General features: G+C 63.5%; 26 protein-coding genes and 1 pseudogene. All 27 read right to left on the reverse strand.

The genetic code is table 11. The annotated features are described in order from the left end of the window. Window positions 1–58: 58 nt before the first annotated feature. Window positions 59–172 carry a 50S ribosomal protein L36 gene (gene rpmJ / locus O3656_RS03505; protein WP_003790577.1) on the reverse strand — a complete coding sequence of 38 codons (114 nt, stop codon included), beginning with the start codon at window positions 170–172 and terminating at the stop codon, window positions 59–61. Window positions 173–212: 40 nt separating this feature from the next. After that, window positions 213–434, reverse strand: coding sequence for a translation initiation factor IF-1 (gene infA, locus O3656_RS03510; RefSeq protein WP_003790580.1), 222 nt, complete (start codon window positions 432–434; stop codon window positions 213–215). Window positions 435–1666: 1232 nt separating this feature from the next. Beyond that, window positions 1667–2575 carry a type I methionyl aminopeptidase gene (locus tag O3656_RS03515; protein WP_500062657.1) on the reverse strand — a complete coding sequence of 303 codons (909 nt, stop codon included), beginning with the start codon at window positions 2573–2575 and terminating at the stop codon, window positions 1667–1669. Window positions 2576–2578: 3 nt separating this feature from the next. Next, entirely contained in the window at window positions 2579–3157 is a 579-nt protein-coding gene (locus tag O3656_RS03520) for an adenylate kinase (protein ID WP_048676548.1), read from the reverse strand. Beyond that, a complete protein-coding gene (secY, locus tag O3656_RS03525; protein ID WP_500062658.1) occupies window positions 3154–4446 on the reverse strand; it encodes a preprotein translocase subunit SecY in 1293 nt (430 codons plus the stop codon). Before secY ends, O3656_RS03520 begins: the two co-directional genes overlap by 4 nt. Before the next feature lie 258 nt (window positions 4447–4704). After that, entirely contained in the window at window positions 4705–5169 is a 465-nt protein-coding gene (gene rplO / locus O3656_RS03530) for a 50S ribosomal protein L15 (RefSeq protein WP_314735655.1), read from the reverse strand. Window positions 5170–5171: 2 nt separating this feature from the next. After that, complete coding sequence (gene rpmD / locus O3656_RS03535) at window positions 5172–5357, reverse strand: 50S ribosomal protein L30 (RefSeq protein ID WP_016460322.1); 186 nt, start codon at window positions 5355–5357, stop codon at window positions 5172–5174. After that, entirely contained in the window at window positions 5357–6046 is a 690-nt protein-coding gene (gene rpsE / locus O3656_RS03540; protein ID WP_009054680.1) for a 30S ribosomal protein S5, read from the reverse strand. Before rpsE ends, rpmD begins: the two co-directional genes overlap by 1 nt. Before the next feature lie 28 nt (window positions 6047–6074). Then, window positions 6075–6446 (reverse strand): 50S ribosomal protein L18, encoded by a 372-nt coding sequence (gene rplR, locus O3656_RS03545; protein ID WP_003790591.1) that lies wholly within the window; start codon window positions 6444–6446, stop codon window positions 6075–6077. After that, window positions 6446–6988: a 50S ribosomal protein L6 gene (gene rplF, locus O3656_RS03550; protein ID WP_500062659.1), complete on the reverse strand. Its 543-nt coding sequence runs from the start codon at window positions 6986–6988 to the stop codon at window positions 6446–6448. The genes rplR and rplF overlap by 1 nt, the downstream gene beginning before the upstream one ends. A gap of 15 nt (window positions 6989–7003) precedes the next feature. After that, window positions 7004–7402: a 30S ribosomal protein S8 gene (gene rpsH, locus O3656_RS03555; RefSeq protein ID WP_009054660.1), complete on the reverse strand. Its 399-nt coding sequence runs from the start codon at window positions 7400–7402 to the stop codon at window positions 7004–7006. A gap of 62 nt (window positions 7403–7464) precedes the next feature. After that, entirely contained in the window at window positions 7465–7650 is a 186-nt protein-coding gene (locus O3656_RS03560) for a type Z 30S ribosomal protein S14 (RefSeq protein ID WP_003790603.1), read from the reverse strand. Between the two features lie 3 nt (window positions 7651–7653). Next, on the reverse strand, window positions 7654–8199 hold the full coding sequence (gene rplE / locus O3656_RS03565; RefSeq protein WP_009058550.1) for a 50S ribosomal protein L5: 546 nt from the start codon (window positions 8197–8199) through the stop codon (window positions 7654–7656). 2 nt (window positions 8200–8201) lie between these two features. Next, complete coding sequence (rplX, locus tag O3656_RS03570; protein ID WP_009054686.1) at window positions 8202–8633, reverse strand: 50S ribosomal protein L24; 432 nt, start codon at window positions 8631–8633, stop codon at window positions 8202–8204. 3 nt (window positions 8634–8636) lie between these two features. Then, the gene (gene rplN, locus O3656_RS03575) at window positions 8637–9005 is read right to left on the reverse strand and encodes a 50S ribosomal protein L14 (RefSeq protein WP_003790609.1); all 369 of its coding nucleotides are present in this window, start codon (window positions 9003–9005) and stop codon (window positions 8637–8639) included. An 88-nt stretch (window positions 9006–9093) separates the two neighbouring features. Next, the gene (gene rpsQ, locus O3656_RS03580; protein ID WP_500062660.1) at window positions 9094–9360 is read right to left on the reverse strand and encodes a 30S ribosomal protein S17; all 267 of its coding nucleotides are present in this window, start codon (window positions 9358–9360) and stop codon (window positions 9094–9096) included. Window positions 9361–9365: 5 nt separating this feature from the next. Beyond that, window positions 9366–9599: a 50S ribosomal protein L29 gene (gene rpmC, locus O3656_RS03585; RefSeq protein ID WP_003790613.1), complete on the reverse strand. Its 234-nt coding sequence runs from the start codon at window positions 9597–9599 to the stop codon at window positions 9366–9368. Then, a complete protein-coding gene (gene rplP / locus O3656_RS03590; protein WP_016460326.1) occupies window positions 9599–10018 on the reverse strand; it encodes a 50S ribosomal protein L16 in 420 nt (139 codons plus the stop codon). Before rplP ends, rpmC begins: the two co-directional genes overlap by 1 nt. A 5-nt stretch (window positions 10019–10023) precedes the next feature. Next, a complete protein-coding gene (gene rpsC, locus O3656_RS03595; RefSeq protein ID WP_500062661.1) occupies window positions 10024–10833 on the reverse strand; it encodes a 30S ribosomal protein S3 in 810 nt (269 codons plus the stop codon). A 1-nt stretch (window position 10834) separates the two neighbouring features. Beyond that, window positions 10835–11206 carry a 50S ribosomal protein L22 gene (gene rplV, locus O3656_RS03600; protein ID WP_003790620.1) on the reverse strand — a complete coding sequence of 124 codons (372 nt, stop codon included), beginning with the start codon at window positions 11204–11206 and terminating at the stop codon, window positions 10835–10837. A 29-nt stretch (window positions 11207–11235) separates the two neighbouring features. After that, entirely contained in the window at window positions 11236–11517 is a 282-nt protein-coding gene (rpsS, locus tag O3656_RS03605; protein WP_003790621.1) for a 30S ribosomal protein S19, read from the reverse strand. 16 nt (window positions 11518–11533) lie between these two features. Then, entirely contained in the window at window positions 11534–12370 is an 837-nt protein-coding gene (gene rplB / locus O3656_RS03610; protein ID WP_009054709.1) for a 50S ribosomal protein L2, read from the reverse strand. Window positions 12371–12392: 22 nt separating this feature from the next. Beyond that, window positions 12393–12698 (reverse strand): 50S ribosomal protein L23, encoded by a 306-nt coding sequence (rplW, locus tag O3656_RS03615; protein ID WP_003790626.1) that lies wholly within the window; start codon window positions 12696–12698, stop codon window positions 12393–12395. After that, on the reverse strand, window positions 12695–13339 hold the full coding sequence (rplD, locus tag O3656_RS03620; protein WP_009054699.1) for a 50S ribosomal protein L4: 645 nt from the start codon (window positions 13337–13339) through the stop codon (window positions 12695–12697). The genes rplW and rplD overlap by 4 nt, the downstream gene beginning before the upstream one ends. 2 nt (window positions 13340–13341) lie before the next feature. Next, entirely contained in the window at window positions 13342–14007 is a 666-nt protein-coding gene (gene rplC / locus O3656_RS03625) for a 50S ribosomal protein L3 (RefSeq protein ID WP_500062662.1), read from the reverse strand. Window positions 14008–14018: 11 nt separating this feature from the next. Continuing rightward, complete coding sequence (gene rpsJ / locus O3656_RS03630) at window positions 14019–14327, reverse strand: 30S ribosomal protein S10 (RefSeq protein ID WP_003790631.1); 309 nt, start codon at window positions 14325–14327, stop codon at window positions 14019–14021. Between the two features lie 556 nt (window positions 14328–14883). Further along, window positions 14884–15532, reverse strand: a pseudogene (locus O3656_RS03635) (hypothetical protein); the annotation flags it as partial.

Here is a 15532-nt window from a genome sequence, read left to right on the forward strand (position 1 = left end):
TGTGTGGGCGCTTAGAGTGATGCTGTGGGGCTTGTTGCCCCGCGGGTCGCAGCGGGACTCAGCCCTGGCGCTGCTTGTGCCTGGGGTTGTCGCAGATGACCATGACGTTGCCGTGGCGACGAATCACCTTGCACTTGTCACAGATCTTCTTGACACTCGGCTTGACCTTCATGGTTGTTACCTCCACTGCCCGTCGGGCAGTTTGTGTCGGGTCACTTGTAGCGGTAGACGATACGGCCTCGAGAGAGGTCGTAGGGGCTCAGCTCGACGACAACTCGATCCTCGGGCAGGATGCGGATGTAGTGCTGACGCATCTTTCCCGCAATGTGGCCGAGAACCACGTGGCCATTCTTCAGTTCCACACGGAACATTGCGTTAGGCAGGGCCTCAACGACCGTGCCTTCCATCTCGATGACGCCGTCTTTCTTCGCCATATCCTCCGTTTATCCTCTACATGTCTCGGATAGGTTGCGGCGGATGCCGCCAGGCATAGTGCACCGACGAGTGCCGGATGCAGATACGCCCAAGTAACTACTCTACGGCATCGATGTCCCTCGGCGGTAGTCAGGGTCCCTGTCGGTTCGCTCACGTTTAATGCGTCACATTTCATCGAATCGCCGTTAGCGGTCGCCTCATATCCACCGGGCCCAGGCCTCGTCCCCGATCTCAATCTGCCCCACACTCTATGCTCTCCGTATGCACGAGGCCTGGGCACCTCACGTCCGGCGGCTTCCCTCGGCGACACTCGGCTGATGATCGCTTCACTGCGCCCCAGCCTCGTTCATGAACGAGCCGAACCCTACGGCCCCAGCAGATACGGTACCCGTGCCACCAAAATGCGCCACACACGAGGACAGCTATGCGACAGCAGCCGACAGGAGTCGCCAGCCTTACGCGTCATCCCAGCCCTGCGCGACTTTTCGAGCGGAGTTGCGACCAGGGGCTGGCACCCACAGTCTCCAACACACATCCGGATAGGAAACGAACATCCGGATAGCTTAATAACCTATCCGGATGCGCATAACCTATCCGGATGCGCGCAACCTATCCGGATAAGTCCCACACAGTGGGAACCACGGGCCTCACGACGCAAAAGCGCTACGGCGCAGCCGTACAGACTGACTGAGCAGAGTGCAGGTACTCGCAGGTTATGGTCTCTCGGCAGACCACAGGGCCCGACCCCACAAATCTCGCATGCAATTCGATTGGGCGAAGATTCAACAAAGCCTCAAAACGTTGCAATTCCAACGCCGCAATTTCATGGTTTGAAATAGTCGCGGGGGAATTGCATGCGACATTGATTGCGGGCGCGGCGATTAGGCAGCGCAAAGGCTGAGGGCGAAGTGGGCCTGGCCGAGTAACGTGCAACGCACACCACGCGCCACCTGTGAGGAGAGCGCCGGCTGGGCAGCGGCCTGGTCGGGCTTCGAGCCGACCCGCCGAGCAAAGCTCGCGGCGCAGACAACAGCCGGACCCGACGGCACTCGGAACACCGGTGGCAACGCCGACAGACACACCTGACACGAAGAGCCCAGTGCATTTCAGCGTCGCCCAGTACCCAGCCGGGAACACGAGCAACCCGGCGCAAAACCAGCCACGGCCTCGTCGATAGAAGACTCGGGCCCGGCACCTTCGTGAGGTACCGGGCCCGAAACCGTTCGAGACGTCAGTCGAGCGAGACAGGAGTGACACCGTAGGGTGCCAGGCCAGCCACTCCCCCATCGCGCGCCGTCAGGACGGAGACTCCGTCCTCGGTGATCGCGATCGAGTGCTCCCAGTGGGCAGCATCGCGGCCGTCGACCGTGCGCACCGTCCACTCGTCGTCATCCGTGCTCGACGCGATATCACCACGGGTGAGCATCGGCTCAACCGCCAGGACCATACCGGGCTTGAGTCGCGCCTGGATGCCGCGGACGTTGTAGTTGAGGACGTCCGGAGGCATGTGCATCTTCGTGCCGATGCCGTGACCCACGAACTCTTCGATGATGCCGGCCTCCCAGCCGTTGATGAGAGCGTTCTCCGCTACGACATCCTCAACCGCGTGGCCAACCGCGCTGATGCGCTTCCCGTTGGCGAGGCCTGCGAGCGCGGCCCACAGGGACTCGCGCGTCACCGCGTCCAGCTGGCGGCGCTCACGCAGCAGTTCCTCGTCCACTCCGGCGATCGGTCCGCTGGCACGCTCGCCAGCGGCGAAGTCCGCGTCGGACACAAAGGCTTCGCAGACGATGATGCTGAAAGCCGCGTCGCCGTGCCACTGGCGGCCGCCACGTTCGACGTACGCACCGCAGTCAAAGGACACGAGGTCTCCGGGGGCCAGCTCGTAGTCATCGGGAATCCCATGGACAATGACGTCGTTCACGGAGATGCACACCGTGGCCGGGTAGCCGTAGTAGCCCTTGAAGTTCGAGGTCGCTCCCCCGTCGGCAATCGCCTGGGCGCTCACCTCGTCAAGCTCGCGCGTGGTAATGCCGGGGCGGACAGCGCCGCGCAGGGCCTCGTGGATCGACGCGACGACCAGACCGGCCTCGCGCATCCATCGAAGCTCCTGCGCGGACTTCAGTTCAATGCGTGGCATCGTTTAGTTCTTCGCCACCGAGTCGAGGATCGCGAAGATGCGAGCCGTGACCTCGTCGATCGTGCCACTGCCATCGACGACCTCAAGGAGGTCCTGATCGACGTAGTAGGTGGCGACGGGTTCCGTCTGCTGGTGGTAGACCTCCAGGCGGTGACGCATGACCGGCTCGGTGTCGTCCGTGCGATGCTGCTCCTGAGCGCGCTTGAGCATGCGCTCCACGACCTCGTCCTCATCCACCTGGATCTCGAGGACGACGTCGATGGACTTACCCAGGTCGAGGAGCATGTCGCGCAGCACGTGCGCCTGTTCCACGGAACGCGGGTAGCCGTCAAGGAGGAAACCGTCGGCAGCGTCGGGGGCGGCCAGGCGAGCCTTCACCATGGCGTTCGTGACAGAGTCCGGGACAAACTCGCCGCGGTCCATGTAGGCCTGCGCCTGCTTGCCGATCTCCGTGCCCTCCGCCATGTTCGCGCGGAAGATGTCGCCCGTCGAAATGGCCGGAATACCGAGGCGCTCAGCGATGCGCGAGGCCTGGGTGCCCTTGCCAGCTCCGGGAGGGCCGAGGAGGATAACGACTGTCATTTCAGGAATCCTTCGTAGTGATGCTGCTGCAGCTGCGTGTTGATTTCCTTCACCGTCTGCAGGCCGACGCCGATGATGATGAGCAGCGTGGTGCCACCGAAGGGCATCTGCGAGCTCGACAGTTTCAGCGGGATGATCGCGAGCGACGGCAGGAGGGCGATGATCACCAGGTAGAGGGCGCCCGCAGAGGTGATTCGGTTGATCACGTAGCGCAGGTACTCAGCCGTGGGGCGACCCGCACGGTAACCGGGGATGAAGCCTCCATACTTCTTCATGTTGTCAGCGACCTCGTCCGGGTTGAACGTAATGGCCGTGTAGAAGAAGGTGAAGAACAGAGTCATGAGGGCGTAGATCGTCAGGTAGAACGAGCTGCCCTGCGTGAAGTGCGCCGAGATCCACTGGACCCATGCGTCGTCAGGCTTACCGAACTGCGCCGCCATCGGAGGCAGGGCAAGAATCGACGACGCGAAGATGACGGGGATAACGCCCGACATGTTGATCTTCAGCGGAATGTAAGTGGTGGTGCCGCCGTACTGGCGGCGTCCAATCATGCGCTTGGCGTATTGGACGGGGATTCGGCGCTGCGCCTGCTCGACGTAAACAACGGCAATAGCGACGAGGAGCAAAAGGGCGACGATAGCCGCAACGGAGCCCCACTTACCGGCCTGGCCGATCGACAGGAGCTGCTCGGGCAGACGGGCGGCAATAGAGGTGAAGATCAGAAGGGACATGCCGTTGCCGATGCCGCGCTCCGTGATGAGCTCGCCCAGCCACATGATGACGCCCGTACCGGCCATCATGACGATGATCATCATGATGAACGTGAGAATCGAACGATCCTTAATAACGTCCTGGTTGCAGGACTGGAAGAGCTGTCCGCTGCGTGCCAGAGAAATGGTGGTGGTGGCCTGCAAAATACCCAGGAAGATCGTGAGATAACGCGTGTACTGCGTCAGCTTCGCCTGGCCCGTCTGGCCCTCCTTGTGGAGGTCATCGAAACGAGGAATCACGACCCGCAGCAGCTGGATGATGATCGACGCGGTGATGTAGGGCATGATGCCCAGCGCAAAGATCGACAGCTGAAGGAGCGCTCCACCCGAGAACAGGTTGACGAGGTCGAGCAGCGACGCCTGCGACTCCTGCGCCATGCACTTCTGGACGGCCTGCGAGTCCACGCCGGGCGTCGGAATGAACGAGCCCAGCCGGAATGCGGCCATGATGAACAGGGTAAAGAGCAGCTTCCGACGCAAGTCGGGGGTACGGAACGCCTGGGCGAATGCACCGAGCAAGGCTTCCTCCTACGAATGATGGGCAAGCGGGGCGAAGCCCCTAGACTGATCCAGCTTACCCGACACGGGTAGTGGTTGGCGATATCCAATCATTAAAAAAGCGCTTTGCCGCGTATTTAACGAGACGCGGAGCGCTGGTGCCCCGTGCGGCGGGGCGAGCCGCTTTCGCGGGTGAAAAGCTATTTGACAGCTTCTCACCCACGATAACGGCAGACACGTAACGGGGGTGGTCCCTGGCGGGACCACCCCCGTTCACTGTCAGCGAGCCGAGATGGACCCGCCGGCAGCCGTGATCTTTGCCTCGGCGGAGGACGACCAGGAGTCGACCTCAACCTCGAGCTTCACGTTCAGTTCGCCGGTACCGAGCACCTTGACGGGCGCGGAGTCGCGAACGGCGTGCTTAGCGATGAGGTCCTCAACCGTGACCTTGCCGCCCTCGGGGAACAGTTCCCCGAGCTTGCCAACGTTCACGACCTGGTACTCAACGCGGAAGGGGTTCTTGAAGCCGCGAAGCTTCGGCAGACGCATGTGGATCGGCATCTGGCCACCCTCGAAGCCAGCAGCAACCTGGTAACGGGCCTTGGTGCCCTTGGTGCCACGGCCAGCGGTCTTACCCTTCGAACCCTCACCGCGACCCACGCGGGTCTTCGCGGTCTTGGCTCCGGGGGCAGGACGCAGGTGATGCAGCTTAACGATCTGCGTCTTGTTCGTGGAGTCCGCCATTGTCAGTCGACCTCCTCAGCGGTCACCAGGTGACGCACGGTGCGGACGGCGCCGAGGACGGCATCCGTCTGCTCACGCACGACGCTCTGGCCGATCTTGCGCAGCCCGAGGGTGCGCAGCGTGTCCTTCATGTTCTGCTTCGCGTGAGCGGAGGACTTGACCTGGGTGATCTTGATGTTCTTCGCCATCACTTAGCCTCCCCTGCAGCGGCCTTGTCGGCCTCGGCGGCCTCGGCAGCCGCGCGCTTCTCAGCCTCGCCCTCTGCGCGAGCGCGCAGCATGGACGCGGGAGCAACGCGCTCGAGGGGCAGGCCGCGACGAGCGGCGACAGCCTCGGGCTGCTCGAGCTGCTTGAGTGCGTCAACCGTCGCGTGGACGATGTTGATCGCGTTGGACGAGCCCAGCGACTTGGTGAGCACGTCGTGGACGCCCGCGGCCTCCAGGACGGCGCGCACCGGACCACCGGCGATAACACCGGTACCGGGAGCGGCCGGACGGAGCAGGACGATACCGGCGGTATCGCGGCCCTGCACCACGTGCGTGATCGTGCGGCGGATCATCGGGACGCGGAAGAAGTTCTTCTTCGCCTCCTCGACGCCCTTGGAAATGGCCTGGGGAACTTCCTTGGCCTTTCCGTAGCCGACACCCACCGTGCCTTCGCCGTCACCCACGACAACCAGGGCGGTGAAGGAGAAACGACGTCCACCCTTCACGACCTTGGAGACGCGGTTGATCGTAACGACGCGCTCGATGTACTCGTTCTTGTTCTCGTTGTTCCGGCGGTTATCGCGATCGTTGCCGCGGCCGGAGCGGCGCTCACGGCGATCGTTGTTCTCGCCCGCGCCCGAACCGTTCCTGTCTCGCTGCTGTGCAGCCATCAGATGATCTCTCTTTCTTTCGGCTCGTTCACAGCTCGAGTCCGCCCTCACGGGCGGCCTCGGCAACGGCCGCAACGCGACCTGCGTACTTGTTACCACCACGGTCGAAGACGACAGCGGAGATACCGGCAGCCTTCGCACGCTCGGCGATCAGTGCGCCGACCTTGCGAGCCTTGTCGGTCTTCGTGCCCTCCGAACCGGCGACCTCGGTCTCGATGTCGGAAGCCGACACCAGGGTGTGGCCGACCGTATCGTCGATGACCTGAGCCACCATGTGGCGGTTCGAACGGGTAACGACCAGACGGGGACGCTCGGGCGTGCCGTTGATCTTCTTGCGGAGGCGGAGGTGACGGCGCTTGCGAGCGACGAACTTGCCCTTGCCCTTGATCGAGTAAGCCATCACTTACCAGCCTTTCCGACCTTGCGACGGATGGTCTCGCCCACGTAGTGGATGCCCTTGCCCTTGTAGGGCTCCGGCTTCTTCAGCTTGCGGATGCGAGCAGCGGTCTCGCCGACGAGCTGCTTGTCGATTCCGGAGACCGTGAACAGCGTCTGGGACTTCGGAGCGATCGTGAACTCGATGCCCTCAGGCGGGGTAACGGTGATCGTGTGGGAGAAGCCGAGGGAGAACTCGAGGTCCTTGCCCTTGGCGACCACGCGGTAACCGGTACCCGTGATTTCGAGATCCTTCTTGTAGCCCTCGGTCACGCCGACGATCATGTTGGCGATCAGGGTGCGGGACAGTCCGTGGAGCGAACGCGAGGTGCGCTCGTCGTTCGGACGCTCGACGACAACCTGGCCATCCTCGATCTTCGCGGTGATCGGCTCGGCGACAACGTGGGAGAGGGTGCCCTTGGGGCCCTTCACGGTCACGTTCTGGCCGTCGATCGCAACGTCGACACCGGCGGGGATAGCGATGGGATTCTTACCAATTCGCGACATTGTTCAGCCTCCTCATCACCAGATGTAGGCGAGGACTTCCCCACCCACACCCTTCTCGGCTGCCTGACGGTCGGTGAGCAGGCCGGAGGACGTGGACAGGATCGCCACGCCGAGGCCGCCACGGACCTTGGGCAGGTTGGTGGACTTGGCGTACACGCGCAGACCGGGCTTGGACACGCGCTTGAGCCCCTGGATGGCGGCTTCGCGGTGCGAGCCGTACTTCAGGTTGATCGTCAGGGTCTTGCCCACGCGGGCATCCTCGACGGAGGTCGAGGCGATGTAGCCTTCCTCGACCAGGATGTTCGCAATCGCGTTCTTGAGCTTCGAGTACGGCATGGAGACCGCATCGTGGTGCGCACGATTCGCGTTGCGCAGACGCGTCAGCATATCTGCAATCGGGTCTGTCATTGTCATGGGGGTTTATTCCCCTTCCTCGTCGCGGTTTCTCCGGTTACCCGGGACCTGCGACGTTCGTTTTACCAGCTGCTCTTGGTGACACCGGGGAGCTCGCCACGGTGGGCAAGCTCGCGCAGGCACACGCGGCACAGTCCGAACTTGCGGTACACCGAGTGCGGACGACCGCAACGGTTGCACCGGGTGTAGGCACGCACGCCGAACTTCGGCTTGCGGGCAGCCTTGACCTTCAGGGATGTCTTGGCCATGGGTCAGTCCTCCTTGAACGGGAAGCCGAGGTGACGGAGAAGGGCGCGACCCTCTTCGTCGGTGGTGGCCGAGGTGACAACCGTGATGTCCATGCCGCGCACTCGGTCGATCGAGTCCTGGTCGATCTCGTGGAACATCGACTGTTCCGTGAGACCGAAGGTGTAGTTACCGTGACCGTCGAACTGCTTGGAGGACAGTCCGCGGAAGTCACGGATACGGGGAAGCGCCGTCGAGAGGAGGCGGTCCAGGAACTCCCACATACGGTCGCCGCGAAGCGTCACGTGCGCACCGATCGCCTGGCCCTCACGCAGCTTGAACTGCGCGATGGACTTCTTGGCGCGGGTGGTCACGGGCTTCTGGCCGGTGATCGCGGTGAGGTCGCGGATAGCGCCCTCGAGTGCCTTCGAGTCGCGAGCGGCCTCGCCGACACCCATGTTGACGACAATCTTCGTCAGTCCGCCGACCTGCATGACGTTCTCGTGCTTGAACTCAGCACGGAGCGCCTCGCGGATCTCGGAGACGTACTTTTCCTTCAGACGCGGGGCCATGCTCAGATCTCCTTGCCCTGCTCAACGCCGCGCTGCGCGCCGCCGCGAGTCACGCGGACTCGGACGGTGCGGGTGCGGCCGCCGCGTTCGACGGTGTCCTCGCGGAAACCGACGCGAACGCGCTTCTTGGTCTCGGGGTCGACCAGAGCGACCTTCGACAGGGCGATGGGGGCTTCGATGGTCTCGATGCCGCCGGCGCTGCCCTGCTGGCCCTGGCGCACGTGGCGCGTCTTCAGGTTGATGCCCTCGACAAGGACCTTGCCCTCGGCCGGGAACACCTGGATGACGCGGCCCTGCTTGCCCTTGTCGCCGGGCTTGAGGGGCTCGAGGCCCTCCTCAGCGCGACGGGCGTTGCGCTTGGCCAGCGCCTTCTCGTCGGACGTGCGTCCGCGAACGACCTCCACGAGGTCATTCTTACGAATCTTGGCTGCCATGGATCAGATCACCTCCGGAGCGAGGGAGACGATACGCATGAACTTCTTGTCGCGCAGCTCGCGGCCCACGGGGCCGAAGATACGCGTGCCACGCGGCTCGCCATTGTTGTTGATGATGACGGCCGCATTCTCGTCGAAACGAATGTAGGAACCGTCGGGGCGGCGGGTTTCCTTACGCGTGCGAACGATCACTGCCTTGACGACTTCGCCCTTCTTGACGTTGCCGCCGGGGATGGCGTCCTTCACGGTAGCGACAATGGTGTCGCCGATACCCGCGTAGCGCCGACCCGAGCCACCGAGAACACGGATGGTCAGGATCTCCTTGGCCCCTGTGTTATCGGCGACCTTCAGTCGCGACTCCTGCTGGATCATTTTCTATTGACTCCTGTCGTCGTGCCGGTTCTCTTCCGGATTGTACCGGTCGAGCCTTGCCGAACGGATTTCGGTCTGTGAGCGAAGGTCACTTCGCCTTTTCGAGGATCTCCACAACGCGCCAGCGCTTGGTGGCCGACAGCGGGCGGGTCTCCATGATGAGGACGAGATCGCCGACACCGCACTCGTTGTGCTCGTCGTGAACCTTGACCTTCTTGTTCTTGCGCATGACCTTGCCGTAGAGGGCGTGCTTGACGCGGTCCTCGATCTGGACGACAACGGTCTTGTCCATCTTGTCGCTGACGACGTAGCCGCGACGGACCTTACGCTCGTTACGAGCGGTGCTTTCTGCCATCAGGCTCACTCCTCAGTGCTCGGGGCGGTGCGGTAGCCAAGCTCCCGCTCACGCGCGATGGTGTAGATCCGGGCAATGTCGCGACGCACGGTCTTCATACGACCGTGATCCTCGAGGTTGCCAACGGCCTGCGCGAAACGCAGGTTGAACAGCTCGGCCTTGGCCTTCTCGAGCTCCTTGGACAGCTGGGAGTTGTCCATGGCGTCGAGCTGCTCGGTGGTCAGACCCTTATCTGCCATCAGATGTCACCACCCTCTCGGACCACGAAGCGGGTCTTGATAGGAAGCTTGTGCTGGGCACGGCTGAGGGCCTCGCGAGCGAGCTCCTCGGGGACGCCTGCCAGCTCGAACATGACGCGTCCGGGCTTGACGGGGGCAACCCACCACTCCGGAGCACCCTTACCGGAACCCATTCGGGTTTCGGCGGGCTTCTTCGTCAGCGGACGGTCCGGGAAGATGTTGATCCAGACCTTACCGCCACGCTTGATGTGACGGGTCACGGCGATACGAGCCGCCTCAATCTGACGGTTGGTGATGTAGGCGGGCTCGAGAGCCTGAATGCCGTAATCGCCGAATGCCAGTTCGGTGCCACCGGAGGCAAAGCCAGTGCGGTGAGGACGGTGCTGCTTGCGGTACTTAGTCCGACGGGGAATGAGCATGGGGCTCAGGCCTCCGATCCGGTCGTGGGCGCAGCGGCCTCGGAGGACGAAGCCTCACGGGGTGCCTGCTGCGCGGCGGTCTCCTGGTTGGGGCGTCCACCGCGGCGGGGGCCACGACGGCCATCGCGACGTCCGCCGCGCTGGGCCTGCTCGGCCTGCTGGCGAGCGAACTCGCGCTCGGTGATGTCGCCCTTGTAGATCCACACCTTGACGCCGATGCGACCAAAGGTCGTACGGGCCTCGTGGAATCCGTAGTCGATGTTCGCGCGGAGGGTGTGCAGCGGCACGCGGCCCTCACGGTAGAACTCGGAGCGGGACATTTCAGCGCCACCCAGACGGCCAGACACCTGGACACGAATGCCCTTGGCGCCAGCGCGCTGTGCGGACTGGATGCCCTTACGCATCGCACGACGGAAGGACACGCGGGCAGCGAGCTGCTCGGCGATGCCCTGCGCAACGAGCTGCGCTTCGAGATCGGGGTTCTTCACCTCGAGGATGTTCAGCTGAACCTGCTTGCCCGTCAGCTTCTCGAGCTGCACGCGCAGGCGATCGGCCTCGGCGCCGCGGCGGCCGATGACGATGCCGGGGCGAGCGGTGTGCAGGTCGACGCGAACGCGGTCACGCGTACGCTCGATGTCGACCTCGGCGATACCAGCGCGCTCGAGGTTGTCGGTCAGGAACTTGCGGATCGCGACGTCTTCCGCCACGTAGTCCGCGTAGCGCTGTCCCTTGGTGGTGGAGTCGGAGAACCAGCGAGACCGGTGGTCAGTGGTGATTCCCAGACGGAACCCGCGGGGGTTGACCTTCTGACCCATATCAGCGGTCTCCCTTCTTCTTGTCTTCCTTGGTCCCCACCACGATGGTGATGTGGGAGGTGCGCTTCAGGATACGACCGGCGCGCCCCTGTGCACGGGGACGAATACGCTTCATGGTCGGACCCTCGTCCACGTATGCCTCCAGGACGAGCAGGTCGGCCTCGTTGAAGGTCTCTCCGGCGTTCTCAGCCTTGACCTTCGAGTTGGCGACGGCGCTCAGGAGCACCTTGCGGACATCGGTGGCGACGGCCTGCGGGGCGAACCGCAGAATGTCGGCGGCCTCCAGAACACGCTTGCCGCGAACCTCGTTCACAACACGGCGGGACTTCTGGGGCGTGACGCGGATGAATCGCGCCTGCGCCTTGGCTTCCATGTATCTGCCTCTTCTTCCGTGGGGCCGGCTCAGCGCCGACGTCCCTTACGATCGTCCTTGTCGTGGCTACGGAAAGTACGCGTGGGAGCGAACTCGCCGAGCTTGTGGCCCACCATCGACTCGGTGACGAAAACGGGCACATGCTTACGGCCGTCGTGGACGGCGATGGTCAGACCCAGGAAATCCGGGGTGATGACCGAGCGACGCGACCAGGTCTTGATGACGTTCTTCGAGCCGGATTCGTTCGCGGCGTCGACCTTCTTGAGCAGGTGGTCGTCGACGAACGGGCCCTTCTTCAAACTACGCGGCATTTCAATCGACTCCTACTCAGCGGTTCTTGCCGGTCTTGCGACGGCGGACGATCAGACGATCGGACGCCTTCTTCGGACGACGCGTACGGCCCTCGGGCTTGCCCCAAGGCGACACGGGGTGACGACCACCGGACGTGCGGCCTTCACCACCGCCGTGCGGGTGATCAACCGGGTTCATGACGACACCACGGACGTGCGGGCGCTTGCCCTTCCAGCGCATGCGGCCGGCCTTGCCCCAGTTGATGTTCGACTGCTCGGCGTTACCGACCTCGCCGATGGTGGCGCGGCAGGTGGCCTCAACGTTGCGGATCTCGCCGGAGGGCATACGCAGCTGGGCGAAGCGGCCTTCCTTAGCGACGAGCTGCACGGAGGTGCCAGCGGAACGAGCGATCTTGGCACCGCCACCCGGGTAGAGCTCGACGGCGTGCACAACGGTACCCAGGGGGATGTTGCGCAGCTGCAGCGAGTTGCCGGGCTTGATGTCAGCGCCGACGCCAGCCTCGATCTGATCGCCCTGCTTGAGGCCGGTCGGAGCGAGGATGTAGCGCTTCTCGCCATCCGCGTAGTGCAGGAGGGCAATGCGGGCGGTGCGGTTGGGGTCGTACTCGATGTGAGCGACCGTCGCCGGGACGCCGTCCTTATCGTGACGACGGAAGTCGATCACACGGTACTGACGCTTGTGGCCGCCGCCGCGGTGGCGGGAGGTCACGCGGCCGTTGTTGTTACGGCCACCGGTCTTGTGCAGCGGGCGCAGCAGCGACTTCTCGGGGGTGTCGCGGGTAATCTCGACGAAGTCAGAGACGGACGAGAAGCGACGGCCCGGAGTCGTGGGCTTGTACTTGCGAATTCCCATTGTTCAAATGTCCCTTCGGTCCTCAGGCCTGATCGCCGAAGATGTCGATGGTGCCCTCACGCACGGTGACGATGGCACGCTTGACGTCCTTGCGCTTACCGATCCCGTTGCGGGTGCGGTAGGTCTTGCCCTTGCGGTTCTGGGTCGCGATGGAACCGATCTTGACGCCGAAGATACGCTCCAGGGCAATCTTGATCTCGGTCTTGTTCGCGCGGGGGTCAACCTCGAAGGTGTACTTGCCCAGGTCCATGAGGGCGAGCGACTTCTCGGTGGTGACCGGCTTCAGGATGATGTCGCGGGGGTTCTTACCCGCTTCGATCGTGCTCACTTGGTCTCCTCCTTGGTGCCGAGGAAGGACTCAAGGGCGGCCTGCGTGAAGACGATGTCATCGGCGTCCAGGACGTCGTACGTGTTCAGCTGGTCGGCCCACAGAACGTGAACCTCGGGAACGTTGCGCAGGGACAGCGCGGTCAGTTCGTTGCCACGCTCGAGGACGACGAGAGCCTGACGGTCCTCGACGATCGCGCGCAGAGCGGCGAGAGCAGCCTTGGTCGAGGGCTTGTCGCCTTCGAACAGGGCGGTGACAACGTGGATGCGGTCGGCGCGCGCACGATCGGACAGAGCGGAGCGCAGAGCGCCCTGCTTCATCTTCTTGGGGGTGCGCTGGTCGTAGTCACGCGGCTGGGGGCCGTGGACGATGCCGCCACCGGTGAAGTGAGGCGCACGGATGGAGCCCTGACGGGCGTTACCGGTGCCCTTCTGGCGGAACGGCTTCTTGCCGCCACCAGCGACCTCACCGCGGGTCTTCGTCGCGTGCGTGCCCTGTCGGGCGGCCGCAAGCTGAGCGACGACAACCTGGTGCATCAGCGGAATGTTGGTGGGGACGTCAAAGATGGACCCGGGGAGAACGACGGAACCCGCCTTCTTGCCCTTGAGGTCGATGACGTCAACGTTACGATCGTCAGCCATGATCACGCACCCTTCACGGAGGAGCGAACCAGGACAACGCCGTTCTTCGGGCCGGGGATGGCACCGCTGATGAGCAGCAGGCCCTTCTCGGTGTCGACGGCCTGGATCGTCAGGTTCTCAACAGTACGACGGTTGCCACCCATGCGGCCGGCCATGCGCAGGCCCTTGAAGATGCGACCGGGCGTCGCGCAGGCGCCGATCGAACCGGGCTTGCGGTGGTTGCGGTGCGCACCGTGGGAGGCGGAAACACCAGCGAAGCCGTGACGCTTCATGACGCCGGCGAAGCCCTTGCCCTTGGTGGTGCCGGAGACGTCGACAGCCTGGCCAGCCTCGAAGGTGGCGGCGTCGAGTTCCTGGCCGAGCTCGTAAGAGTCGTGCTCGGAGGTGCGGACCTCGACGAGGTGACGGCGCGGAGCAACTCCGGCCTTCTCGAAGTGGCCCTGCAGGGGCTTGGTGACCTTACGGGAGTCAATCTCACCGAAGCCAAGCTGGATAGCGGAGTAGCCGTCGACCTCTTCGGTACGAACCTGGGTGACGACGTTGGTGCCGACCTGCACGACAGTCAGGGGCACGAGGTGGCCGTCGGCATCCCAGACCTGGGTCATGCCGAGCTTGCGGCCGAGCAGCGCCTTGACGGGCGCGGCAGCGTGCTGCTTCTTCTTAGTCATTGCAGATGTCCTCAGAGCTTGATCTCGATGTTGACGTCCGCAGGCAGATCGAGGCGCATAAGCGAATCGACGGCCTTGGGGGTCGGGTCGATGATGTCGATGAGCCGCTTGTGCGTGCGCATTTCAAAGTGCTCGCGGCTGTCCTTGTACTTGTGGGGCGACCGAATGACGACGAAAACGTTCTTCTCGGTCGGCAGCGGCACCGGGCCCACGACCGTGGCGCCAGCACGCTGTACGGTGTCCACGATCTTGCGCGCGGAGCTGTCGATGACCTCGTGGTCATACGACTTGAGCCGGATGCGGATCTTCTGTCCCGCCATGCCGTCTTACCTCTTCTCGTACAGATTCGCCGCCGGTCCCCGCACTCGGGCGTGTCGCAGCCGTTGTGCGCGCGATTGCTCGCGCTGGACCGACGTCTTGTCCAAAGATCTTGGGCATATTGCCCGATCCATGCGTGATGGCACGCATGGACCACCCCAGAGACGCTGGGGCATCCGTGCCATTCTGTCAGAGTTCCACCCGCGAGTACAAACCCGAAAGGGGGCTCTCGCATGTGAAACCACCGACAGAGTGGCAGCGATAACGCCCTGAGCTGACGGAAGCAGCTCGGACGATCACCAAGAAACTACCGTACCCCGCACTCGGGCGTGTCGCAAAGTCAGATCGGTCACTTTCCTGCTCCAGACGCCAATTTCGCCCCATTGCCGAGGCCGTGGCCTCGCGCGTGCCGAGTGGGAGCGGCACCGGGTGACGAGTGAACCCGCACTCGGGCGTGTCGTCCAAGACGGCCATGAGAGAGCGTGAAGTGCGTGTGGGGCACCGACTCAGGTCGATGCCCCACACGCGCGTGAGCGTTCAACAGAGACGCAGAGTGCCTCAGTCGCGCTTCTGGCGAACCGCAACTGCGCCAGCTGCAGCGAAGAGCATCCCGAGTCCGCCGACGAGTGCGCCGCTAAAGCCGGTCTTAGCTAGCGTTTGCGATGTTGAAGGCGTCTTCGTCGTGTTCTTCGTGGGTTCAGTCGGCTTGGTCGGCTCGACCGGGGCGGCCTTGTACTTCACGGTGTACGTGATACCCGGCTGAGTCTTCGCATCCTCAAGCCCAGTCTTCTGCTCACCAGTCCACGTGAGGTTGAACTGAATCTCACGACCACCCGTCGCAGCCGACTTCGACGCCAACGCAGCAAACGAACCCGACACCGAACCCTTCACGGTGTACTCCGTATCCGCCGACGACGCCGACGTGAACACCACACCAGCAACCGTCACCTGCAACGGAGACGCCACCGCATCAACGATCGCCTTCAGATCCGCATACGTCCTCACCTTCGCCTTCGCCGCATCAGTCAGCGCGAACTTCACAGTCGCCGTCTGACCCGACACCACGACGCTCGACACCTTGAAGTCATCCGACCCCGACAGCGTCGCAGACTTCGACGCATCCGTGTACGCCATACCCTCCGGCAACGTCAGCACAGCCTCGAAACCGAAATCCACATTCGACAAGGCAATATTCGAAAAATCAGGA

It is taken from the genome of Pauljensenia sp. 27098_8_83, from assembly GCF_041432695.1.
Lineage (GTDB): Bacteria > Actinomycetota > Actinomycetes > Actinomycetales > Actinomycetaceae > Pauljensenia.